Below are 21,627 nucleotides of genomic sequence, written 5' to 3'. Positions count from 1 at the left end.
CGCCCGAACTCCCACGAACCCGCTCCCCGCCTTGTTCCCGTGTACCGTTCGCGGATCATCGTGCCGCCGCGGCGCTCCGTGCTCCCATCCCGCTGCCGCCCTTCCCGTACGAGGGTTTTCCCCACCTCGTAGGGGCCGGCCGGCCCGTCAGGGTGCCCCGTACACCGGCCCCGGCGGTTCGGCCCCGGCGAGGAGTTTCCGCGCGGTCTCGCCCGCGTCCGCCGGTGTCCAGCGGGCGCCCTTGTCGGCGGTGGGGCCCGGCCGCCAGCCCTCCATGACGGTGATCCGCCCGGCCTCGGCCTCGAAGACCCGGCCCGTGACCCCGGCGCAGGCTGCCGAGCCGAGCCAGACGACGAGCGGTGAGACATTGGCGGGGGCCATCGCGTCGAAGGCGGCGGGGTCGTCCGGCGCGGCCATGTCACCGGCGAACGTCGTCTCCGTCATCCGGGTGCGGGCCGCCGGGGCGATGGCGTTGACCTGGACGCCGTAGCGGCCGAGCTCGGCGGCGGCCACCGAGGTCAGGCCGAGGATCCCGGCCTTGGCCGCGGAGTAGTTGCCCTGTCCGACGCTGCCCAGCAGCCCGGCCCCGGAGCTGGTGTTGACCACTCGGGCGACCGGGGTGCGGCCCGCCTTCGCCTCGGCGCGCCAGTGGGCGGCGGCGTGTCGCAGCGGCAGGAAGTGGCCCTTGAGGTGGACGCGGATCACCGCGTCCCATTCGTCCTCGCCGAGGTTGACGAGCATGCGGTCGCGCAGGAATCCGGCGTTGTTGACGAGGGTGTCGAGCCGGCCGTAGGTGTCGAGGGCGGTGGCCACGAGGGAGGCGGCGCCGTCGGTGGTGGCGATGTCGCCGCCGTGCGCCACCGCCTCCCCGCCCGCGGCCCGGATCTCCTCGACGACCCGCTGGGCCGGGCCCGCCGACGCCCCGGCGCCGTCCGGCGCCACGCCGAGGTCGTTGACGACGACCTTCGCGCCCTCGGCGGCGAAGGCGAGCGCGTGCGCCCGCCCGAGGCCGCGGCCCGCTCCGGTGACGACGGTGACCCGCCCGTCGCACAGTCCGCTCATCTCAGTCCTCCCGTGGTTCTGCCCGGCCGGTGCCGGGGGACGGCTGGTTGACGTTGGCGGCGTCGAGGAACGCGGGTCGCTCCCCGCCTCCGTGGATGGCGATGCTGGCGCCGCTGTTGTACCCGGCCAGCCCGGAGGCGAGGAACACACAGGCGTCACCGGCCTCGACGGGCTCGGCCATCCGCCCGAGCGGCACGGTCCGGCCGACGGCGGCGATGCCCTCCTCGTCCCCGTAGTGCAGATGGGACAGTTCGGTGCGGACCATGCCGAGCACGAGCGTGTTGACCCGGACCGCGGGGGCCCACTCCACGGCCAGGGTGCGGGCCAGGTTCTCCAGGCCCGCCTTGGCGGCTCCATAGGGTCCGGTGCCGGGGGACGGCCGGGTGCCGCTGACGCTGCCGATCATCACGATCGAGCCTCCGCCCTCCTGATGGCGCATCAGCTCGTACGCGCTCAGGGAGACGGTCATGGGAGCGATCAGGTTGAGTTCCACGATGCGGGCGGCGCGGCGCTGCCCGGCCTCGGCGATCAGTCCGTAGGGGCTTCCTCCGGCGTTGTTGACCAGCAGGTCGAGCCGCCCGTGGGAGCGGCGCAGCCGGGCGAAGAACGCGGCGACCGCGTCCACGTCCCGGATGTCGAGCGATTCGAAGCGCGCCGTGCGCCCGTCCACCTCGATGGGTTTGTCGGGCGCGCGGCGCGCACAGATCACCACCTCGGCCCCTGCGGTGAGCAGGGCCCGTGTGATCCCCGCTCCGACGCCGCGCGTGCCGCCGGTGACCACGGCGACGCGCCCGGCGAGATCGATGGTGACGGCCACAAGACACCTCCCGCTGCGCGATGAGCGCTGCTACCTTCTACCTAACAAATGTTTGGTGGAAAGGTATCGGATCTGCTCATGGCTGTCTCCACCTCCGCCCCCGCGGCCGGTGTCCGCCTGGTCGCCATGGACTTCCCACCCGTCAACGCCCTTCCCGTGCGCGGCTGGTACGAGCTGGCCGACGCACTGCGCACCGCGGGCGCCGACCCGTCGGTGCGCTGTGTGGTGCTGGCCGCCGAGGGCCGGGGCTTCAACGCGGGCGTGGACATCAAGGAGATCCAGGCGGCCGATGGCCATACGGCGCTCATCGGCGCCAACCACGGATGCGCCGAGGCGTTCGCCGCCGTCTACGACTGCCCGGTCCCGGTCGTCGCCGCCGTCCACGGCTTCTGCCTGGGCGGTGGCATCGGTCTGGTCGGGAACGCCGACGCGATCGTGGCCAGCGACGACGCCACATTCGGCCTGCCCGAGCTGGACCGCGGCGCGCTGGGCGCGGCCACCCATCTGGCGCGGCTGGTCCCGCGGCATCTGATGCGCGCGCTGTACTACACCGCGCGCACCGCGACCGCCGAGGAGCTGCACCGCCATGGTTCGGTGTGGCGGGTCGTGCCGCGCGGCGGGCTGCGGAAGGCGGCGCTGGAGCTGGCCGGGGAGATCGCCGCCAAGGACGGTGCGCTGCTGCGGCTGGCGAAGGCGGCCATCAACGGTATCGATCCGGTCGATGTGCGCCGGAGCTACCGCTTCGAGCAGGGCTTCACCTTCGAGGCCAATCTGGCGGGCCTGTCCGACGGGCACCGCGACGCGTTCGTCGCCAGGAGCACCGGGAAGGGGTGAGCGGCGTTGGCCGACAAGACGATGACGGCCGAGGAGGCCGTCGGCCGGATCCGCAGCGGTATGACGGTCGGCATCGGCGGCTGGGGGTCACGGCGCAAGCCCATGGCGCTGGTCCGCGCCCTGCTGCGGTCGGAGGTCACCGATCTGACCGTGGTCTCCTTCGGCGGCCCCGACGTCGGGCTGCTGGCCGCCGCCGGGAAGATCCGCAAGCTGGTGACGGCGTTCGCCACGCTCGACTCGATCCCCCTGGAGCCGCACTTCCGGGCGGCGCGCGAGCGGGGGGACGTCGAACTGACCGAGCTGGACGAGTCGATGATGATGTGGGGGCTGACCGCCGCCGTGCACCGGCTGCCGTTCCTCCCCGTCCGCGCGGGCCTCGGCTCGGACGTCATGACGGTCAACCCCGGGCTGCGGACGGTGACATCGCCGTACGAGGACGGTGAGGAGCTGGTGGCGGTGCCCGCGCTGCGGCTGGACGTGGCGCTGGTGCACCTCAACCGGGCGGACGCGCAGGGCAACGGTCAGTACCTCGGGCCGGATCCGTACTTCGACGACCTGTTCTGCGAGGCGGCCGCCGAGGCGTATCTCTCCTGTGAACGCGTCGTCGCCACCGCCGAGTTGGCGGACGCGGGCGGCCCGCAGACGCTGCTGGTCAAGCGGCATGCGGTGACCGGTGTGGTCGAGACCCCGCGGGGCGCGCACTTCACCTCCTGCGTCCCCGACTACGGACGGGACGAGACGTTCCAGAGCGCGTACGCCAAGGCCGCCGCCGACCCGGAGGCGTGGCGGGAGTTCACGAAGCGGTTTCTGTCCGGGGACGAGGAGCGGTACCGGGCCGCGGTGGCGGCTTTCGGGAGGGAGGGCACATGACCGGCGGGGTGACCCGGGCCGAGTACTGCGTGGTGGCCTGTGCCGAGGCATGGCGGGGCGACGGGGAGATCCTGGCCGCCCCGATGGGCGCGGTGCCCAGGGCCGGTGCCCGGCTGGCCAAGCTCACCTTCGCGCCCGAGCTGATGCTGACGGACGGCGAGGCGATGATCGTGGGCGGCGATCCGGAGGTGGTGGAGGGGTGGCTGCCGTACCGGGCGCATCTGGCGCTGGTCACCGGCGGCCGGCGTCATGTGATGATGGGCGCGAGCCAGATCGACCGCCACGGCAACCAGAACATCAGCTGTATCGGCGACTGGAAGCGGCCCAAACGGCAGCTGCTGGGGGTGCGGGGAGCGCCGGTCAACACCCTGAACAACCCCACGAGTTACTGGGTGCCCCGGCACTCGCGACGGGTCTTCGTAGAACGTGTCGACATGGTGTGCGGGGTGGGTTACGACCGGGTGGCGGCCGCGGGGCCGGCCGCGGCCCGCTTCCATGACCTCCGGTGTGTGGTGACCGATCTGGCGGTGCTCGACTTCGCCACGCCCGACCGCACCCTGCGGGTGCGCTCCCTGCATCCGGGGGTGACCGCCGAGGCGGTGCGGGAGGCCACCGGCTTCCCCCTCGACATCGCCGATGACGTCCCGTGCACCCGGGAGCCGACCCCCGCCGAGCTGCGGCTGATCCGGGAGGTCATCGATCCCGAGGGGGCCCGCGAGCGGGAGGTGCCGTCCTGATGGACACCCCGCTGACCCGGCTCGTCGGGGTGCGCCACCCGATCGTCCAGACCGGCATGGGGTGGGTGGCCGGGCCCCGGCTGGTGTCCGCCGTGGCGAACGCCGGGGCGCTGGGCATCCTGGCCTCCGCGACCATGTCGCCCGAGCGGCTGCGCTCGGCCGTGCGCGAGGTCGCCGCCCGCACCGACGCGCCCTTCGGCGTCAATCTGCGCGCCGACGCGGGGGACGCCGGGGAGCGGGTGCGGATCATCGTCGAGGAGGGGGTGCGGGTCGCCTCGTTCGCGCTGGCTCCAAGGCGTGAGCTGATCGATCGGCTGAAGGACGCGGGCGTGGTGGTCATCCCGTCCGTGGGCGCCCGGCGCCACGCGGAGAAGGTGGCGGGCTGGGGCGCGGACGCGGTGGTGGTGCAGGGCGCCGAGGGCGGTGGCCACACCGGGCAGGTGGCCACCACCGTGCTGCTCCCCCAGGTCGTGGACGCGGTGGACATCCCGGTCGTGGCCGCGGGCGGCTTCCACGACGGACGGGGGCTGGCGGCCGCGCTCGCCTACGGGGCGGCGGGGATCGCCATGGGCACCCGCTTCCTGCTCACCTCCGACAGCACGGTCCCGGACGCGGTGAAGGCGCGCTATCTGGCGGCGGCGGTCACCGATGTCACCGTCACCACGGCGGTCGACGGACTCCCCCACCGGATGCTCCGCAGCGAGCTGGTCGACTCCCTCGAACGCTCCGGCCGCGCCGCCGCGCTCCTGCGCGCCGTCCGCCACGCCGCCGCGTTCCGGCGGCTGGCCGGGCTGAGCTGGCCGCGGATGGTGCGCGACGGGCTGGCGATGCGGCACGGCAAGGACCTCACCTGGAGCCAGGTCCTGCTGGCCGCCACCACCCCGATGCTGCTGAAGGCGTCGATGGTGGACGGCCGCACCGACACGGGGGTGATGGCCTCCGGTCAGGTGGCCGGGGTGATCGAGGATCTGCCCTCCTGCGCGGAGCTGGTGGACCGGATCGTGGCCGAGGCCGCGGCGACCCTGGACCGGCTGGCCAGCGGTCGTACAGTGGGGTGAAAGCGGCCAGACCATGAGACGGGTAATGGGAGGTCGTCATGGCCGACCCCAAGGGTTTCCTCACCACGCCCCGTCGTCTTCCGCCCCGGCGTCCGGTGGACGAGCGGGTGCGGGACTGGGACGAGGTTCCCGCGCCCGGCGGACTGCTGCCGATCATCAGCGCCCAGGCGGACCGCTGCATGGACTGCGGCATCCCGTTCTGCCATGAGGGCTGCCCGCTGGGGAACCTCATCCCGGAGTGGAACGACCTGGTCTCCCGGGACGACTGGCTGCGCGCGAGCGAGCGGCTGCACGCCACCAACAACTTCCCCGAGTTCACCGGCCGGCTCTGCCCGGCCCCCTGCGAGAGCGCCTGTGTGCTGGCCATCAACCAGCCGGCGGTCACCATCAAGAACGTCGAGGTGGCCATCGCCGACCGGGCCTGGGAGAGCGGCCAGGTGACCCCCAAGCCACCGGACCGGCTGAGCGGCCGCACCGTCGCCGTCATCGGCTCGGGGCCCGCGGGGCTGGCCGCGGCCCAGCAGCTCACCCGCGCGGGGCACACCGTGGCGGTGTACGAGCGCGACGACCGGGCGGGCGGACTGCTCCGCTACGGCATCCCCGAGTTCAAGATGGAGAAGCGCCACCTGGACCGGCGGCTGGAGCAGATGCGCGCGGAGGGCACCAAGTTCCGTACCGGCGTGGATGTCGGCACCGATATGGACGCCGCCGAGCTCCGGGCGCGCTACGACGCGGTCGTGATAGCCGTGGGCGCCCGGTCCTGGCGCGAACTCCCCGTACCAGGAAGGGAGTTGGCCGGAATCCATCAGGCGATGGAGTATCTGCCGATGGCCAACCGGGTGCTGGAGGGCGACTACGCCCGGCCGCCGATCACCGCCGAGGGCAGGCATGTGGTCATCGTCGGCGGCGGGGACACCGGCGCGGACTGTCTGGGCACGGTGCTGCGGCAGGGCGCCGCCTCCGTGACCCAGCTGGACATCCACCCCCGGCCCGGCGACGAGCGGACCGAGGGCGAGCCCTGGCCCACCTACCCCAAGATCTACCGGATGTCCGCCGCCCATGAGGAGGCGCGGGAGCTGGCGGCCTCTCCGGAGGCGGACGTGGACGCGCGGGTCTTCTCCGCGACCACGGTCCGCTTCGAGGGGACCGCACCGGACGCGGAACGGCCGCACGGCGGCGTCCGGGCGCTGCGTCTGATCGGGGCCCGTGCCGATGGAGAGTCCGGGCCGGGCACGGAACGGGTGCTGCGGGCGGATCTGGTGCTGCTGGCCCTCGGCTTCCGCGGCCCGGAGCGGGACGGCGGGCTGCTGGACCAGCTCGGTCTCGAGCTCGACGAGCGCGGCACCGTCGCCCGTGACGCGTCGTTCGCCACCGGCGCGGACGGGGTGTTCGTGGCGGGTGACGCGGGCCGTGGCCAGTCGCTGATCGTCTGGGCGATCGCCGAGGGCCGCTCGGCGGCGGCCGCCGTGGACCGCTATCTCGCGGGCTCCACGACGCTCCCGGCGCCGGTCGGTCCGACCGACCTGCCGATGACGGCCTGACGATGACGGCCTGACGACCGGGCTGACGATGACGGCCTGACGGAGCGGTGGCCGGGTGGCCGGACCCCGCGCGGGCGGGGCGGGCCGCCTGCCGCGGGGGTGCGGCGCGGGCATAGTGTGCGTCCATGATCTCGCAATCCCCCCTCCTCACCGTGGCCGACGGTGTGCACATCTGGTCCCCGACCCCGAGCGCCGGCTGGGGTCTGGCCAACTGCGGTCTGATCGTCTCGCCCGACGGCCACGCCGTCTGGATCGACAGCCCCTACGACCGTCGGATGGCCGGTGAGTTCCTCGAACACAGCCGTGCCCTGCTGCCCGACGGGGGCCGGATCGAGCGGGTGATCGTCACCCATGCCAACGGCGACCACCTGTGGGGCGCGGAGGTCGTACCGGACGCGGAGATCGTGGCCACCCGCGAGGCGCTCGGCCACATCGAGTACGAGCCCTCGCCGCAGCAGCTGCACGGCCTGGTGCACGGCAGCGATCCGGCGACTCCGCTCGGCTGGTACCTCCAGCGGCACTTCGGGCGGTTCGACTGGTCCGCCACCGAGGTGGTCGAGCCGACGGTCACCTTCGTGGGCGAACTCGACCTGCGCGTGGGCCAGGTGCCGGTGCGGCTGTTCAGCCTGGAGTCCGCGCACACCGCGGGCGATCTGGTGGCGTATCTGCCGCGGCAGAAGGTGGCGTTCACCGGCGATGTCATCTTCGCCTCCGGTCCGCAGGACCCCGGCGACCACGCGGTGCACTGGGCGGGCCCGCTGGACAATGTGATCTCCGCGTGCGAGCGGGTGCTCGAGACCGGGGCCGAGGTGATCGTCCCCGGCCATGGCCCGATCCTCGACCGGGAGGGGGTCCGCGGCCACATCGGCTATCTGGAGCATCTGCGGGACCGCACCCGGCAGCTGCACACGGCCGGGGTGCCGGCTCTGGAGGCCGCCCGCACCCTGATCGCCGAGAACACCTATCCGTCGCTGGGCCTGCCCGAGCGGCTGGTGATCACGGTGGGCTCGGAGTACCGGCATCTGAACGGTACGGAGGAGGCGGCGGACCTCGTGGCCACCATGGCCGACCTGGCCCAGGTGGCATGGGAGCGGCGCGAGGGCGCGCCGACGGCCTCGGCCTGACCACCTGGTCACCGCGGGGCGCGCGCCGCGGCCGGGATGTCCTGCTCGGTCCAGATGATCTTGCCCTGGCTGGTGTAGCGGGTGCCCCAGCGCTGGACCATCTGGGCGACGAGGAACAGCCCGCGTCCCCCCTCGTCGGTGATGGCCGCCCGGCGCAGATGGGGCGCGGTGGTGCTGCCGTCGGCGACCTCGCAGATCAGCGCCCGGTTGCGCAGCAGCCGCAGCCGTACGGGGCCCATCGCGTGCCGGATGGCGTTGCCGAGCAGCTCGCTGACCACCAGCTCGGTGGTGAAGGCGGCCTCCTCCAGGTTCCACTCGGCCAGGGTGCGGGCGACGGCCGCCCGCATCCCGGCCACGACCTCCGGGTCCGCCGGGAGGACCCACGAGGCCACCTGGCGCGCGTCCAGCGCGGTGGTGCGGGCGATGAGCAGGCAGACGTCGTCGGTGCGGCGCGGCGAGAGCAGGGCGGCCAGCACGGTGTCGCAGGCCCGCTCCGGGTCGGGGTCGGCATCGGTGAGGGCGTCCCGCAGCTGGTCGAGCCCGGTCTCGATGTCCCGTTCGCGGTCCTGGACCAGCCCGTCGGTGTAGAGGACGAGGCGGCTGCCCTCGGGCAGCTCCGTCTCGGCCGCCTCGTAGAGCCGTCCGGCGAGCCCCAGCGGCGGGCCCGCGGGCAGGTCGAGGAAGGTCACCGAGCCGTCGGGGTGGACCAGGGCCGGGGGCGGATGGCCGGCCCGCGCCAGGGTGCAGTGCCGGGAGACCGGGTCGTAGACCGCGTACAGACAGGTGGCCCCGGCGCCGCCGCCCGTGACGGTCTCCTCCCGGTCGAGCTGGTCGACCACGTCGTCTAGCCGGGCGAGCAGCTCGTCGGGGGGAAGGTCCACGACGGAGAAGTTGCGCACGGCGGTGCGCAGCCGGCCCATGGTCGCGGCGGCGTGCACTCCGTGGCCGACGACATCGCCGACGACGAGGGCGACCCGGGCCCCGGACAGCGGGATGACGTCGAACCAGTCGCCCCGCACCCCGCCGGGGGCGGGCAGATAGCGCTGGGCGGCCACGACGGCCTGCTGCTCGGGGCGGCCGCGGGGCAGCAGGCTCTCCTGGAGGGCCAGGGTGGTGGCGTGCTCGCGCGCGTAGCGGCGGGCGTTGTCGATGGCGACGGCCGCCTGACCGGCCAGCTCCTCGGCGAAGGTCCGGTCCTCCTCGTCGAACGGCGGGGTGTCCCCCGAGCGCCAGAACGCCGCCTGGCCCAGCCGGACACCGCGCCCGCTGAGCGGCACGGTCAGCAGCGAGTGGATGCCGTACTCCATCACCCACCCCAGCCGCTCCGGGTCCTGGGGCGTCCAGTCGGGGTAGGACGGCAGCTCGCCGACGGCGAACACGCGCGCCCGGCCGGTGCCACCGGCCCGCTGGGTGACGGGGAAGGACGACACGCGCTCGCCGACCCGGCGCAGCGGGGAATCCTGCCGGATGCCGCTGAAGGCGGCCCGGCGCAGCGGCGAGTCCCGGTCGCCCGGCTCCCCGCCGCCCAGGACGGCCTCGTGCAGATCGACGGTGGCGTAGTCGGCGAAGCGCGGCACGGCGACCCGGGTCAGTTCCCGGGCGGTGCCTTCCATGTCGAGGCTGCTGCCCACGCGCACACCGGCCTCGTACAGCAGCCGGAGGCGTGCGTAGGCCCGATCGGCCTTGTCCGTCAGGGCGCTCAGCTCGGTGGTGTCCCGCAGGGTGGCGACGCTGCCCCAGGGCTGTCCGCCCCGTTCCGCCGGGCGCTGGTTGACCGCCAGCAGCCGGTCCCCGACCTGATACACCGCGTCGGTAGCCTCACGGCCGGAGGCGAGCTGTCCGGCGAGCCCCGGGGGCAGACCGGCGTCGGTGATCTGGCGTCCGTGCGCGTCGAGTGTGAGGCCCAGCAGATGCAGCGCCTCGTCATTGGCGAGCAGCAGCCGCCCCTCGTCGTCGACGATCAGCACCCCTTCCTTGACGCTGCGCAGCACGGCGTCGTGGTGTTCGTACATCCTGGTGATCTCGGCGGGGCCGAGCCGGTGGGTCTGGCGCCGCAGCCGCCGGGCCACGAGTGCCGCGCCGCCCCCGCCCAGGACGAGGGCCAGCGCCGTGGAGCCGTAGATCATCGGCAGTTGGCGGCCGACCGTCCGGGCCACGGAGGGGATGGAGACCCCGGCGTTGACGATGCCGATCACCCGGCCCCGGGCGTCGGTGACCGGCACGGCGGCACGGATCGAGGGAGCCGAGTGGGTGATGCCCGGGACCCTGTCGGTGAAGGTCCGGCCCGCCGTGGCCGGATAGAGGCTGCGGCCGATGTGCTTGCCGAGCAGCTTGGGATTGGGATGGGTCCAGCGGATGCCCTCGGGGGAGGTCACCACGATGTAGTCGACGTCGGTCCGGTGCCGGACCTTCTCGACGAAGGGCTGGAGGGTCGTGGAGGGGTTGCGGGACTCCAGCGCCCGCCGGACGCCGGGGGCGAGGGCCACGGTCCGCGCGACGGTCAGGGCACTGGCCCGGGCCCGGCTGTCCCCGCTGCCGCGCGCCTGGAGGGACAGCGTGGCCCCCGCGGCGAGCACCAGGAGCGTCACGATGATCAGCATCAGGGCGAACACCTGCCCGCCGACACTGCGCGAGCCCAGCGCCGAGCGCACTTTCACATGCTCTGTCTAACGCACTTCCGCGGGTCTCACACCCGGTGGCGGCCGGGGTGGGAGCATCCGCGGTCAGAAATTGATCATGTGTCCGGCGAGCCCGTGGACGGCCTCCTTCACCGCCTCGCTGAGGGTCGGATGGGCGTGGACATTGCGGGCCACCTCGTGCACGGTGAGATCCCACTGCTGGGCGAGGGTGAGCTCGGGCAGCAGCTCGGTGACCTCGGGGCCGATGAGATGTCCGCCCAGCAGCTCGCCGTGGCGGCCGTCGCCGATGAGTTTCACGAAGCCGACGGGGTCGCCGAGCCCCTGGGCCTTCCCGTTGGCGGTGAACGGGAACTTCGCCACCCGGACGTCGTAGCCGCGCTCCCGCGCCTGAGCCTCGGTCCAGCCGAAGCTGGCGATCTGCGGCTGGCAGAACGTGGCGCGCGGGATCATCACATAGTCGAGCTCCATGGACTCCGCCCCGGCGATGGTCTCCGCCGCGACGATGCCCATGGCCTCGGCGGCGTGCGCCAGCATCAGCTTGGCGGTGACGTCGCCGATGGCGAAGATGTGCGGCACATTGGTGCGGCACCGGCCGTCGATGCCGATGGCGCCCCGCTCGGTCAGCCGGACGCCGGTGTGCTCCAGCCCGTATCCGTCCACCCGCGGCCGGAACCCGATGGCCTGGAGCACCCGGGCGGCCTGGAGGGTCTGCCGCTGGCCGCCGGTGGTCACCATGACCTTGACCGCGGGGCCCGCGTCGTTGATCGCCTCCACCCGGGTGGAGGTCAGGATGTTGATGCCGAGCCTGCGGAAGCGCCGGGTGAGCTCGGTCGAGACCTCCTCGTCCTCCAGGGGCACGATCCGGTCCATGAACTCCACCAGCGTCACCTGCACCCCGTAGCTGTGCATGATGTACGCGAACTCCACGCCGATGGCGCCCGCGCCCGCGATCAGGACGCTGCCGGGCAGGGTGGGCGAGAGGATCTGCTCCTCGTAGGTCACCACCCGCTCGCTGAGGGAGGTGCCGGGCAGCAGATTGGTGATCGAGCCCGCGGCGATGACGCAGTGGTCGAAGGTGAGCGTCTCCGTGCCGCCGCCGGAGCGGGTGACCGTCATGTCGTGCGGTCCGGTGAAGCCGCCCCGCCCCTCGAACTGGGTGATCTTGTTCTTCTTCATCAGATAGTGGACGCCCTTGACCCGTCCGTCGGCCACCTTACGGCTGCGCTCGAACGCGTCCCGGTAGTCCACGGTGACATCGCCGTTCACCCGGATGCCGAAGTCCTTGGCCTCGTGGATGAACAGCTGGGCCAGCTCGGCGTTGCGCAGCAGGGCCTTGGACGGGATGCAGCCCACGTTCAGGCAGACACCGCCCCAGTAGCGTTCCTCGACCACGGCCGTGGTCAGGCCCAACTGGGCGGCGCGGATCGCGGCGACATAGCCACCCGGTCCGGCTCCCAGGACCACCACGTCGAAATGTGCGCTCATGCGTCGCACCTTAGACATTAGAGTCGGGGTATGGCTTCAGACGAGGGGTCCGTACGGGTGGACAGCTGGATCTGGTCCGTGCGGCTGACGAAGACGCGCTCCATGGCGTCCTCGGCCTGCCGCGCGGGGCACGTCCGGGTCAACGGCGAGCGCGTCAAGCCCGCACACACGGTGCGGTCCGGAGACGAGGTGCGGCTGCGCCATGCGGGGCGCGACCGGATCGTGGTCGTCTCGCGCATCGTGCGCAAGCGGGTCGGGGCGCCGGTGGCGGTGGAGTGCTACGTCGACAACAGCCCGCCGCCGCCTCCGCGCGAGCACACCGTGCCGATCGGGCTGCGCGACCGCGGCACGGGCCGCCCCACCAAGCGCGACCGGCGCGAGATGGAGCGGCTGCGCGGTACGCCAGAAGCCCCCTGAGGCCCGGTCAGTCCGCGGTGATTCGCACGGGGCCGCCGTGAGCGTCGGCCCCGGCGATCCAGTCGGCGGGCAGGTGGAACGGCCGGTTGGGCGCCGCCGTGCGAGGAAGGCGCCCGCGGTGCAGGATCCGGCCGTCCTGGCCGACGGTGAGCACCGGCCGGGTCAGGAACCGCGTGGTGCGCAGGGTGAACCGGCCGCGCGGCGGAGGGGGCCCGTCCGGGGTGAGCCGGTTGGGTGAGATCCACAGCAGCGGCGCCTCGACCAGCACGGGCAGCGGTCCCGGGGTCCATGGCACACCCGCGAGATGGCGCAGTACGGGCGCGGCGGCGAACCGGCCGTCGAGGGCGGCGATATCGGCGGTCTCGACCGGGTGCAGCAGATTGCCCACGGCGAAGACCCCGGGTTCGCCGGTGCGGAACTCGGCGTCGGTGGCCGGGCCCCGGGTGCCGGGGTCGAGGGCGATCCCGGCGCTTCTGGCGAGCTCGTGGTCGGGGATCCAGTCGCCGGTGAACACCACGGTGTCGCAGCCGATGGCCGCGGTCCTGCCGTCCCGGTGCCGCAGCCGTACGCTCTCCAGCCGCGTCCGGCCGGTCAGTTCGGCCACGGTGGCGTCGGTGACCAGCGGAACGCCATGGCGCAGCCGGGTGGCGAAGTGGCGCGCCGGGTGGGTCTGGTGGCGGGGCTGGTCGGTGACCATGGCGGCGACCTCGGCCCCGGCCCGGCGCAGGGTGGCCACCGCGGAGTAGCTGACCCGTTCCGCGCCGACGATGACGGCGCGGCGGCCGACGCTCTGGTGGTGTACATGGACGGCCTGCTGCAACTGCCCGGTGGTGAAGACGCCGGTCGGCCGGGTGCCGGGCACCAGGCGGGCGCTGCGCGGGCGTTCCCGGGCGCCGGTGGCCAGGACGACGGCCGTGGCGGTGATCCGCTCCAGGCCGGTCGGGCCGGTGATGTCCACGGTCCGCGGGGCCGCCCAGCCGGTGGCCGTGACACCGGTGCGCAGCACGGCCCCGGCGCGGATGGCGGCGGCGATGTGGTGGCGGGCGTAGTCCGGTCCGGTCATCACCCGGCGCAGATCGCGCAGTCCGAATCCGGTGTGGTCGCAGTGGCGGGGGATGCCGCCCGCGCGCTGTTCGCGGTCGAGGACCTCGACCCGGTCCACCCCGGCGGCGGCCAGCCGCGCGGCGACCGCGAGTCCGGCCGGTCCGGCCCCGATGACCAGCACGTCGACGGTGCGGTGGGTACGGTCGGTGGGGGTCATCGCCGGGCCTCCGTCCGGTCCTGGGCCGCGGTGGCCGCCTCGAACTGGGCGCGCACCGCGGCGCCGCAGAAGAATCCCTGGCAGCGCCCGGCCAGGGCCCGGGTGCGGCGCCGTAGGCCGTCCAGCGAGGCCGGTGGCACGGTGGCGGTCAGCGCGTCGCGGATCTCGCCCCGGGTGACGCGTTCGCAGTGGCAGACCACGGTGCCGTAGGCGGGGTCGGCGGCGATGAGGTCGGCGCGCTGGTAGGGGCGCGGAAACGCCTCGCCGATGGTGGGCATCCGCACGGGCTCGATCTCCCGCTCGGGCCCGGGGTCCAGTCCGCAGTCGATGAGCAGCTCCGTCACATGCGCGGCGATCGCCATGGAGGCGGTGAGCCCGGTGGAGCGGATGCCGCCCACGGCGACATACCGCCGTCCGGGGTCGGCGCGGATCTGGTAGTCGCCGTGCTCGGTGGCGGCGCGCAGTCCGGCGTAGACGGCGGTGACCTCCTCCTCCAGCAGCTCGGGCAGGATCCGCGCGCCCTTCTCGCGGAGCGAGGCCAGTCCGTCGGCCGACGATCCGGTGGCGGTCTTGTCGTCGAGGTCCTCGGCGGTGGGGCCGAGCATCACATTGCCGTACACGGTCGGCGACACCAGTACGCCCTTGCCGAGGGCGGTGGGCACCGGCAGCAGGATGTGGTCGACCAGGCCGCGGGCGAACTTGTCGAAGACGATGAGCTGGCCGCGGCGCGGGGTCACGGTGAACTCCTCGTGGCCGAGCCGCCGGTTGATCTCGTCCGAGTACAGCCCCGCGGCGTTCACCAGGTGACGGGTGCGCAGCACCCCGCGCGGGGTGGCGATCTCGTGGTGGTCCAGGCCGGTGGTGATGGCTCCGGCCGGGCAGTTCAGATGCAGGGCGACGCCCGCGCGGACCGCCTGGGTGGCGTAGGCGAGCGTCGTCGTCCAGGGGCAGATGACGCTCTCGCCGGGGACTTCGAGCGCGCCGAGGGCGCCGGGTCCCAGGTGGGGTTCGCGGGCGTGGACCGCGTCCGCGTCGAGGATGGCCGTCTCGTGGTAGCCGTTGCGGGCGGCCTTCTCGGCGAGTGCCGGCAGCGCGGCGAGCTGTTCCCCGTCCCAGGCGACGAGGAGCGCGCCGAGCGGTTCGAGCGGGATGCCGGTCTCGGCGGCGTAGGCGGTCAGCCGCTGGTAGCCCTCGCGCCCCAGGCGGGCCTCCAGGGTGCCCGGGGTGGCGTCGAAGCCGGTGTGCAGGATCGCGGTGTTGGCCTTGGAGGTGCCGTTGCCGACGTCGTTCGACGCCTCGACCAAGGCGATCCGCAACTCGTACCGGGCCAGTTCGCGGGCGATGGCGGCGCCGACCACCCCGGCGCCGATGATGGCCACGTCGTAGACCTCGTCGGGGAGGTCACCCGTGGTCGTAACGGTCATGCTGGTCCCTTGCTCGGCGGTGGACACGGCTCCTGGTGCGCGGGCGGTCTCAGTCGTGGGCGGCGGCCGGCGGCGCCTGCTCCAGCAGCGCGGCCACGGCCGAGCGGAAGGCGGCCAGCCGCTCGGCGGCCCGCTCCGCGCCGATCCGCGGTTCGTAGACGGCGGCGGGCTCCCACGCGGGGACCGCCTCCTCGACCGTCAGGCCCGGGTCGAGCCCCATTCGCGCGGCGGCTCCCACGCCCAGCGCCGTGACATCCGGCAGCGCGGACACCTCCACCGGCCGCTGCAGCAGATCGGCCTGGGTCTGCATCAGCAGCGCCGAGCGGGTCAGTCCCCCGTCGACCCGCAGGACGGTCAGCGGCGCGCCCAGGTCGGAGGCGGCCGCCTCGGCGATCTCCACGACCTGGGCGGCGATGCCCTCGCACAGGGCGCGCACCAGATGTCCGGCGGTGGTGTCGAGGCCGAGCCCGGTCAGCGAGCCCTTGAGGTCGCCGCGCCACCACGGCGCGGCGAGTCCGGCGAGCGCCGGTACGAAGGTGACTCCCCCGGTGTCGGGCACGGTCCCCCCGACCGGGTCGAGGTCCTGGGGCCCTTGGATCACCCCCAGGTCGCTGAGCCAGCGCACCGCGGAGGCGGCGGTGTACACCTGCCCGTCCAGGCAGTAGCTGGTGCGCCCGCCGAACCGCCAGGCCACACAGGAGACCAGGCCGTGGGGGCCGCGCCGGGGCCGGTCGCCGGTCTGGGCGAGGAGGAAGGCGCCGGTGCCGTAGGTGCACTTGGCGGTGCCCGGTTCGGTCACCCGCTGCGCCAGCAGGGCGGCCTGCTGGTCGACGAGGAGTCCGGTGAGCGGGACCTCGCCGCCGAAGGCCGTGGTGGTGCCGACCGGCCCGGCGGCGTCTACGACGCGCGGCAGCCGTTCGGCGGTCAGCCCGTACAGATCCAGCGCCTTCGGGGACCAGGCGACCCGGTCGAGGTCGAGCAGCCCGGTGCGCCCGGCGGTGGCTGCGTCGGTGACGAACGCGCCGGTGAGCCGGTGGACCAGCCAGACATCGCTGGTGGTGACCACGCCCTCGCCGGTCAGATGGCGCCGGATCCACGCCATCTTGGGCGCCGCGAAGTACGGGTCGAGGGGCAGGCCGGTGAGTTCGCGCAGCGTCTCGGCGTGCGGCGCGAGCCATTCGCACACCGTGTGGGCCCGCCGGTCCTGCCAGACCAGCGCGTCGGTCAGCGGCTCTCCGGTGACGGGGTCCCAGGCCAGTACGGTCTCGCCCTGGTTGGCCAGCCCGACCGCCACGACCGGCTCCCCCGCGGCCGCGAGGGCCTGGCGTCCGGCCTCGAGGACCGAGGTGAGCAGCGCGGCCGGATCGACCTCGACCAGCCCGCCGGGCAGATAGCGGGGCCGTACGGGCACCTCGGCGGAGCCGATCACCCCGCGCTCCGGGCAGAGCACCAGCGCCTTGGTGCCCGAGGTGCCTTGGTCGATGGCGAGGACCGGGCCGGTCGCGGGGTCGGCCGGGGTGCGGTGGCGACGCTCTGCAGGCAGCATGTCCGGTTCTTCGCTCGGGACGGGCGGATCGCTTCGGGTACCGGGGGGACGGTGCGCTCGCGGGACGGGGCGCGGAGATCTCGCCGGAAAGCCTGGTGCAGCCGCGGGGCGGGCGTCAAGACGGCCCGTTCGGGCACAGACCGGAGTCCCCCGTTCCCGAATCGTTGCACCAGGACTATAAGATCCCTGCAACCATCCCCCAGGCCCCTCGTTTTCCCGCGCCCGGTACGTCAGCTCCGTACGAAAGTCATCCGATGCCCGAGGAAGAGTTCCGCCCCGTGTACCACCCCGCGGGCTATGACGGCGGGCTGCGCGTGGCGCTGCAGGATCTGCGCACCGGACGCTGGATATCGATGCGCAATCTGCTCGCGGAGACCCCCACCTGGTCGCTGTGGACCCAGCGCACCCAGGTGCTGGCCACGGCCGCCGCCGGCTCCAATGTGGTGGACGCGTGGCGGACCGAGGAGCCGCAGAGTGTGGCCGCTCTGGTGATGCACACCCGGGTCGGGGTGGAGCGCGCGGTGCGCGCGCACCGCGAGCGGCACCCCCGCACCCGGGAGCTGTGGCGGGAGGCGTGGCAGGCCTGCCAGCTGGCCGCGCACCACTCCCCGGCGGATCCGGTGCCCTGGGTGTGTCTGCTGGCCCTGGCCCAGTTGGACAAGGAGCAGCGGCAGGAGGAACACCGGGTGGCCCCGCCCGGTCCGCTGCTGTTCCCCGGCCCCTGGGGGCTGCTGGCGGAGGCCGACCGGCGCGATCCGCACAACCGCGAGGCGTACCACCGGATGCTGCAGTTCGTGTACGCCCGGCGGGCCGGGGGTTCGCTGGCCGAGGCGGTCAACTTCGTGCAGTGGGTGGTCTCGGGCGCGCCCAAGGGGTCCGCGCTGCAGGTGCTGCCGCTGTACGTCCATGTCGAGCGGTACCGCGAGGAGCGGGGCTACGAGAAGGCGCTCGACCTTCACTGGGCCACCGAGGACGCCACCCGGGACGCGAGGAACGCGCTGCTCGGCTGGTTCGACCACGCGGATGTCACGACGAGTTCCCTGCTCGATCTCAACCATCTGGCACACGCCCTGTGGGGCGCGCTGCTGTTCCCCGACGCGGCCCGCGTCTTCGAGACGCTGGGGCCGTACTTCACCCCGCTCCCCTGGGCCTACCGCACCCGCGACGCCGCCGACCGCGCCCTTGCTGAAGAAATGTTTCTTCGCGCCCGGGTCCGCTCGCTGGCCGGCGCCCGTGGGCCAAGACCCGGGGCCGGCGGCTGAGCCGAATTCCCCCCACCTGTACCACCCCTCGCCCGCCTCAGCATTCGGAGGTACATTCATGTCCACGGCCTGGTCGAGTTCAAGTCCCGCCCCCCACCGGGACGATGAACAGCGGCTGCGTGAGCTCGGCTATCAACCCGTCCTGGCCCGCCGAATGGGCGGCTTCGGCAATTTCGCCATCAGTTTCTCGGTCATCTCCATTCTCTCCGGATGTATGACGCTGTACGGCTTCGGGCTGGACACCGGAGGCCCCGCGGTGATGATGTGGGGCTGGGTCGGAGTGGGGCTCTTCGTGCTCTGCGTCGGGCTCGCCCTGGCGGAGGTGACCAGCGCGTACCCCACCTCGGGAGCGCTGTACTACATGGCCGACCGGCTGGGCGGACGGGCTTGGGGCTGGTACACCGGCTGGCTCAATCTGCTGGGGCTGCTCGGGGCCATCGCCGGAATCGACTACGGCGCCGCCCTGTTCACCGGTGCGCTCTTCAACCTCCAGTGGGGATTCGATCCCACACCGGAATCGACCATGCTCATCTTCGTCTGCATTCTGCTGCTGCACGCGGCGCTGAATCTGTTCGGAGTGCGGCTGGTGAGCGTGCTCAACTCGGTCAGTGTGTGGTGGCATCTGGCGGGCGTCGCCATCATCGTCGGCGCACTGACGATCGTGCCCTCCCACCACCAGTCGCCCGAATTCGTCTTCACCGAATTCGTCAATAACACCGGCTGGTCGAATCCGCTGTATGTGACCGCGATCGGACTGCTGCTCGCCCAGTACACCTTCTCCGGCTACGACGCCTCGGCGCATCTGTCCGAGGAGACCTCCAACGCCTCCGTCTACGCCGCCCGGGGGATCGTCCGCGCCATCTGGGTGTCCTGGGTGGCCGGGTTCGTACTGCTGGCCGGGCTCACCTTCGCCATCCAGGACTACGCCGGTACGCAGCGCAGTGCCACCGGGGTGCCGCCGGCGCAGATCCTGATGGACGCCCTGGGTACGGGCGGCGCCACCGCGATGCTGCTCATCGTCATCGTGGCGCAGCTGTTCTGCGGGAACGCCGAGGTGGCGGCGGCCAGCCGGATGGTGTTCGCCTTCAGCCGGGACGGCGCGCTGCCGGGCTCACGGCTGTGGCAGCGGGTCAGCTCGCGTACCCAGACGCCGGTGCACGCGGTCTGGCTGGCGGTGGCGGTGGCGGGTGTGCTGGCCCTGCCGTCCCTGTACTCCGAAACCGCCTACGGCGCGGTGACCGCCATCAACGTCATCGGGATCACGCCCGCCTACGCCATCCCCGTCTTCCTGCGGCTGCGCGCCGGGGACCGGTTCCAGCCGGGTCCGTGGAACCTGGGCCGCTGGAGCAAGCCGGTGGGCTGGATCGCGGTGGTGTGGGTGGCGGTGGTGACGGTGCTGTTCTGTCTGCCGCAGTCCAGCCCGGTGACGGTGGACTCGATGAACTACGCCTCGATCGCGCTGGCCGTGGTGATGCTGCTGGCCACGATCTGGTGGTTCGTGGCCCGCCGCTCGTACAACACGCCGTCCGCGTACGGCACGGCGCGTGAGCAGGCGGAGATCGCCGAAGGCATCGTCTGAGGGTGCTTCGTATGCGTGAAGCCGGGTGCGGAAGGGTTTCCGCACCCGGCTTCAACGGTTTATCCGGAACGGCGCAGCGACTCGGCCGGGGGCCGTTCGCGGCCCGCGCCGTAGGCGAGGAAGTACGCGGGCGCCCGCTTCAGCCAGGGCGCCTTGGTGAGCACCTCGGCCAGCCGCAGCGGCTCCCCTCCGGCGGCCGGTGAACGTCCCTGCAGCAGCGGCCCGATGACCCGTGCGTGGGCGATCCGCTGCAACCCCTGCGTCGCGACGGTGGTCGGCCACCGGCGGCGCTGGACGGCGCGTACGTCGGCGAGGCCCACGGTGCCCTCGCGCAGTGGCCCGGCCAGCCGGCGGGCGGCGGCGACCGCGTCCTCGACGGCGAGGTTGATGCCGATCCCGAACACGGGCGACATCGCGTGGGCCGCGTCCCCGATGCACAGCAGTCCGGGGCGGTGCCAGCGGCGGAGCCGGTCCATCCGTACGTCCAGCAGCTTCACCTCGTCCCAGGACCGCGGGCCCGGTCCGCGGCCGGCCGGCCCCCGCCGCATCCATGGGGTGGCCTCCGTGAACGCGGCGAGAAACCGGTCGAGGCCTTTGGCCCGGCATTCGGCGTCGGCCCCCTTGGGGATCAGGGCGGCGCACTGCCAGTAGTCACCACGGTCGATCATCGCGGTGAGGAAGCGCTCCCCGACGTTGGCCACCAGCCCCTGGGGGTCGCTCTCCTCGCGCGGCAGCCGGAACCACCAGACGTCCATCGGGCAGGCGAACTCCTGGAGTCCGAGCTCCGACAGGTTTCGGGCGAGCGATCCCCGGCCGTCGCAGGCCACGGTGAGGGTGGCGCGCAGCTCGCCGGTGGAGCCGCTCGCGCGGTCGCGGTAGCGCACTCCGGTGACCCGTCCGCGCTCCACGAGGAAGGAGGTCACCTCGGTGTTCGTCCGCAGTCGGAAGGCGGGTTCCCGCTTGGCCTCGTCCGCCAGCAGATCGAGCAGATCCCACTGCGGCACCATCGCCACGTAGTTGTACTTCCCCGGCAGTGAGCCGATCTCGCCGACCGTGAACAGTTCGCCGCCCCGGCCTATGGGCAGCTGAATGGAGTGCACATGCCGCTGCGGCAGGGCCGCGAACCGGTCGGCGAGGCCCAAGTCGTCCAGGAGCCTCAGGGTACTGGGGTGCACCGTGTCGCCGCGGAAGTCGCGCAGGAAGTCCCCGTGCTTCTCCAGGACGGTGACCTCCACTCCGGCCCGGGCGAGGAGCAGCCCGAGGACCATCCCGGCCGGCCCGCCGCCCACCACACAGCATGTGGTCCGCTCCATCTCATGGTTCCCTTCGACATCCCCGAGGCCATGGGCACCCTCTCAGGACGGTTTACCCCGCGGCGCCACGCCACACCGGCGCCGCGGGGGCTCCGGGGCCTCCGGTTCACGATCGGCTTGAATCTTCCCGGGCCCGCATCCGTATCCCCGCGTGATGGTGTGGGGCGTATAAGGAGGTCTGTATGGCAGCCGAACCCGATCCGGACCGACCAGCCGGGCGTCAGGTGATCGAGCCGACCGCCATCTTCCCCGCGACGCCGGAGTACGACGATGCCCCGGAGGGGCCGGTCGAGGGGTGGATGGAGGAGCTCGACCTCTTCCGGCCGCCGGGCACCGAGCTGCCGCCCGAGGCGCCGCCCATGGCGGATGACGACACCCACGAGATGACGGGCGGCCCCTCCGCCGCCGACGCCTGGCCCCCGCAGGAGGCGCCGCCCGCGCCTCGGCAACCGCCCGCCCCGGCCGGGCGGCGCCGCCCCGGCGCCGCCCTGCTGGTGCTGGCCGGGCTCGGTGCGGGCGTCGCCCTCTCGCTGGTGGTGATGGTGGTTGACCGGGACTCGGCGTCCGGCGCGGCCGAGGGGGGCGCGGGGGCCACGCCCACCCCCCCCCCCCCCGCCCGCGCGCCGCAGACGCCCAGCCCCCCCCCCCCGCAAGGCCC

17 protein-coding genes and 1 pseudogene are annotated in these 21,627 nt (G+C 73.2%); 10 read left to right on the top strand and 8 right to left on the bottom strand.

The genetic code is table 11. The features are described 5' to 3' along the window. Window positions 1-147 precede the first annotated feature (147 nt). Both ACFXB5_RS37600 and ACFXB5_RS37595 read right to left on the bottom strand, forming a co-directional pair. Window positions 148-1,062, bottom strand: a complete 915-nt coding sequence (locus ACFXB5_RS37600) for an SDR family oxidoreductase (RefSeq protein ID WP_385216865.1) — start codon at window positions 1,060-1,062, stop codon at window positions 148-150. A 1-nt stretch (window position 1,063) separates the two neighbouring features. After that, window positions 1,064-1,879: an SDR family oxidoreductase gene (locus ACFXB5_RS37595; RefSeq protein ID WP_385216862.1), complete on the bottom strand. Its 816-nt coding sequence runs from the start codon at window positions 1,877-1,879 to the stop codon at window positions 1,064-1,066. Between the two features lie 78 nt (window positions 1,880-1,957). Between ACFXB5_RS37595 and ACFXB5_RS37590 the strand changes: the two genes are divergently transcribed. The 6 genes from ACFXB5_RS37590 (at window position 1,958) to ACFXB5_RS37565 (ending at window position 8,043) form a co-directional block, all read left to right on the top strand. After that, window positions 1,958-2,713, top strand: a complete 756-nt coding sequence (locus tag ACFXB5_RS37590) for an enoyl-CoA hydratase family protein (RefSeq protein ID WP_385216860.1) — start codon at window positions 1,958-1,960, stop codon at window positions 2,711-2,713. Between the two features lie 6 nt (window positions 2,714-2,719). Next, window positions 2,720-3,583, top strand: coding sequence for a CoA transferase subunit A (locus ACFXB5_RS37585; protein ID WP_385216857.1), 864 nt, complete (start codon window positions 2,720-2,722; stop codon window positions 3,581-3,583). After that, the gene (locus tag ACFXB5_RS37580) at window positions 3,580-4,320 is read left to right on the top strand and encodes a CoA-transferase subunit beta (protein WP_385216854.1); all 741 of its coding nucleotides are present in this window, start codon (window positions 3,580-3,582) and stop codon (window positions 4,318-4,320) included. Before ACFXB5_RS37585 ends, ACFXB5_RS37580 begins: the two co-directional genes overlap by 4 nt. Next, the gene (locus ACFXB5_RS37575; RefSeq protein ID WP_385216851.1) at window positions 4,320-5,378 is read left to right on the top strand and encodes an NAD(P)H-dependent flavin oxidoreductase; all 1,059 of its coding nucleotides are present in this window, start codon (window positions 4,320-4,322) and stop codon (window positions 5,376-5,378) included. Before ACFXB5_RS37580 ends, ACFXB5_RS37575 begins: the two co-directional genes overlap by 1 nt. 38 nt (window positions 5,379-5,416) lie before the next feature. Continuing rightward, window positions 5,417-6,919, top strand: coding sequence for a glutamate synthase subunit beta (locus tag ACFXB5_RS37570; RefSeq protein ID WP_385216849.1), 1,503 nt, complete (start codon window positions 5,417-5,419; stop codon window positions 6,917-6,919). Window positions 6,920-7,044: 125 nt separating this feature from the next. Next, entirely contained in the window at window positions 7,045-8,043 is a 999-nt protein-coding gene (locus ACFXB5_RS37565; protein WP_385216846.1) for an MBL fold metallo-hydrolase, read from the top strand. 8 nt (window positions 8,044-8,051) lie between these two features. Here the strand turns inward: ACFXB5_RS37565 and ACFXB5_RS37560 are convergent, their stop codons facing one another. Next, a complete protein-coding gene (locus ACFXB5_RS37560; RefSeq protein ID WP_385216843.1) occupies window positions 8,052-10,700 on the bottom strand; it encodes a SpoIIE family protein phosphatase in 2,649 nt (882 codons plus the stop codon). Window positions 10,701-10,766: 66 nt separating this feature from the next. Next, the gene (lpdA, locus tag ACFXB5_RS37555; protein WP_385216840.1) at window positions 10,767-12,167 is read right to left on the bottom strand and encodes a dihydrolipoyl dehydrogenase; all 1,401 of its coding nucleotides are present in this window, start codon (window positions 12,165-12,167) and stop codon (window positions 10,767-10,769) included. Between the two features lie 30 nt (window positions 12,168-12,197). On the opposite strand from lpdA, the gene ACFXB5_RS37550 reads away from it, so the two are divergent. Then, entirely contained in the window at window positions 12,198-12,584 is a 387-nt protein-coding gene (locus ACFXB5_RS37550) for an RNA-binding S4 domain-containing protein (protein WP_385216837.1), read from the top strand. Between the two features lie 7 nt (window positions 12,585-12,591). On the opposite strand, the gene ACFXB5_RS37545 is transcribed toward ACFXB5_RS37550, so the two are convergent. Genes ACFXB5_RS37545 through ACFXB5_RS37535 form a run of 3 tightly spaced genes read right to left on the bottom strand, consistent with a single transcriptional unit; the run spans window position 12,592 to window position 16,815 of the window. Then, window positions 12,592-13,845 (bottom strand): NAD(P)/FAD-dependent oxidoreductase, encoded by a 1,254-nt coding sequence (locus ACFXB5_RS37545; RefSeq protein ID WP_385216834.1) that lies wholly within the window; start codon window positions 13,843-13,845, stop codon window positions 12,592-12,594. After that, window positions 13,842-15,269, bottom strand: coding sequence for an NAD(P)/FAD-dependent oxidoreductase (locus tag ACFXB5_RS37540; protein WP_385216832.1), 1,428 nt, complete (start codon window positions 15,267-15,269; stop codon window positions 13,842-13,844). The genes ACFXB5_RS37545 and ACFXB5_RS37540 overlap by 4 nt, the downstream gene beginning before the upstream one ends. Window positions 15,270-15,318: 49 nt before the next feature. Next, complete coding sequence (locus tag ACFXB5_RS37535; RefSeq protein WP_385216830.1) at window positions 15,319-16,815, bottom strand: FGGY family carbohydrate kinase; 1,497 nt, start codon at window positions 16,813-16,815, stop codon at window positions 15,319-15,321. 254 nt (window positions 16,816-17,069) lie between these two features. On the opposite strand from ACFXB5_RS37535, the gene ACFXB5_RS37530 reads away from it, so the two are divergent. After that, a complete protein-coding gene (locus tag ACFXB5_RS37530) occupies window positions 17,070-18,077 on the top strand; it encodes a hypothetical protein (protein WP_201847632.1) in 1,008 nt (335 codons plus the stop codon). A gap of 58 nt (window positions 18,078-18,135) precedes the next feature. Continuing rightward, a complete protein-coding gene (locus ACFXB5_RS37525; RefSeq protein WP_385216826.1) occupies window positions 18,136-19,656 on the top strand; it encodes an amino acid permease in 1,521 nt (506 codons plus the stop codon). Window positions 19,657-19,715: 59 nt separating this feature from the next. Here ACFXB5_RS37525 and ACFXB5_RS37520 read toward each other — a convergent pair whose 3' ends face one another. After that, a complete protein-coding gene (locus ACFXB5_RS37520) occupies window positions 19,716-20,969 on the bottom strand; it encodes an FAD-dependent oxidoreductase (protein ID WP_385216823.1) in 1,254 nt (417 codons plus the stop codon). 182 nt (window positions 20,970-21,151) lie between these two features. Between ACFXB5_RS37520 and ACFXB5_RS37515 the strand changes: the two are divergent. Further along, window positions 21,152-21,627: pseudogene (locus ACFXB5_RS37515) on the top strand (hypothetical protein); the annotation flags it as partial.

Origin of the sequence: Streptomyces sp. NPDC059455 (genome assembly GCF_042750115.1) — a bacterium.
GTDB lineage: Bacteria > Actinomycetota > Actinomycetes > Streptomycetales > Streptomycetaceae > Streptomyces > Streptomyces endocoffeicus.
This window is presented reverse-complemented; position numbering and strand designations above follow the sequence as displayed.

Coding starts and splice junctions, on each gene's coding strand:
- ACFXB5_RS37600 (WP_385216865.1), bottom strand. CDS start 1,062: ATGAGCGGACTGTGCGACGGGCGGGTCACCGTCGTCACCGGAGCGGGC.
- ACFXB5_RS37590 (WP_385216860.1), top strand. CDS start 1,958: ATGGCTGTCTCCACCTCCGCCCCCGCGGCCGGTGTCCGCCTGGTCGCC.
- ACFXB5_RS37580 (WP_385216854.1), top strand. CDS start 3,580: ATGACCGGCGGGGTGACCCGGGCCGAGTACTGCGTGGTGGCCTGTGCC.
- ACFXB5_RS37575 (WP_385216851.1), top strand. CDS start 4,320: ATGGACACCCCGCTGACCCGGCTCGTCGGGGTGCGCCACCCGATCGTC.
- ACFXB5_RS37570 (WP_385216849.1), top strand. CDS start 5,417: ATGGCCGACCCCAAGGGTTTCCTCACCACGCCCCGTCGTCTTCCGCCC.
- ACFXB5_RS37565 (WP_385216846.1), top strand. CDS start 7,045: ATGATCTCGCAATCCCCCCTCCTCACCGTGGCCGACGGTGTGCACATC.
- lpdA (WP_385216840.1), bottom strand. CDS start 12,167: ATGAGCGCACATTTCGACGTGGTGGTCCTGGGAGCCGGACCGGGTGGC.
- ACFXB5_RS37550 (WP_385216837.1), top strand. CDS start 12,198: ATGGCTTCAGACGAGGGGTCCGTACGGGTGGACAGCTGGATCTGGTCC.
- ACFXB5_RS37545 (WP_385216834.1), bottom strand. CDS start 13,845: ATGACCCCCACCGACCGTACCCACCGCACCGTCGACGTGCTGGTCATC.
- ACFXB5_RS37540 (WP_385216832.1), bottom strand. CDS start 15,269: ATGACCGTTACGACCACGGGTGACCTCCCCGACGAGGTCTACGACGTG.
- ACFXB5_RS37535 (WP_385216830.1), bottom strand. CDS start 16,815: ATGCTGCCTGCAGAGCGTCGCCACCGCACCCCGGCCGACCCCGCGACC.
- ACFXB5_RS37530 (WP_201847632.1), top strand. CDS start 17,070: ATGCCCGAGGAAGAGTTCCGCCCCGTGTACCACCCCGCGGGCTATGAC.
- ACFXB5_RS37525 (WP_385216826.1), top strand. CDS start 18,136: ATGTCCACGGCCTGGTCGAGTTCAAGTCCCGCCCCCCACCGGGACGAT.
- ACFXB5_RS37520 (WP_385216823.1), bottom strand. CDS start 20,969: ATGGAGCGGACCACATGCTGTGTGGTGGGCGGCGGGCCGGCCGGGATG.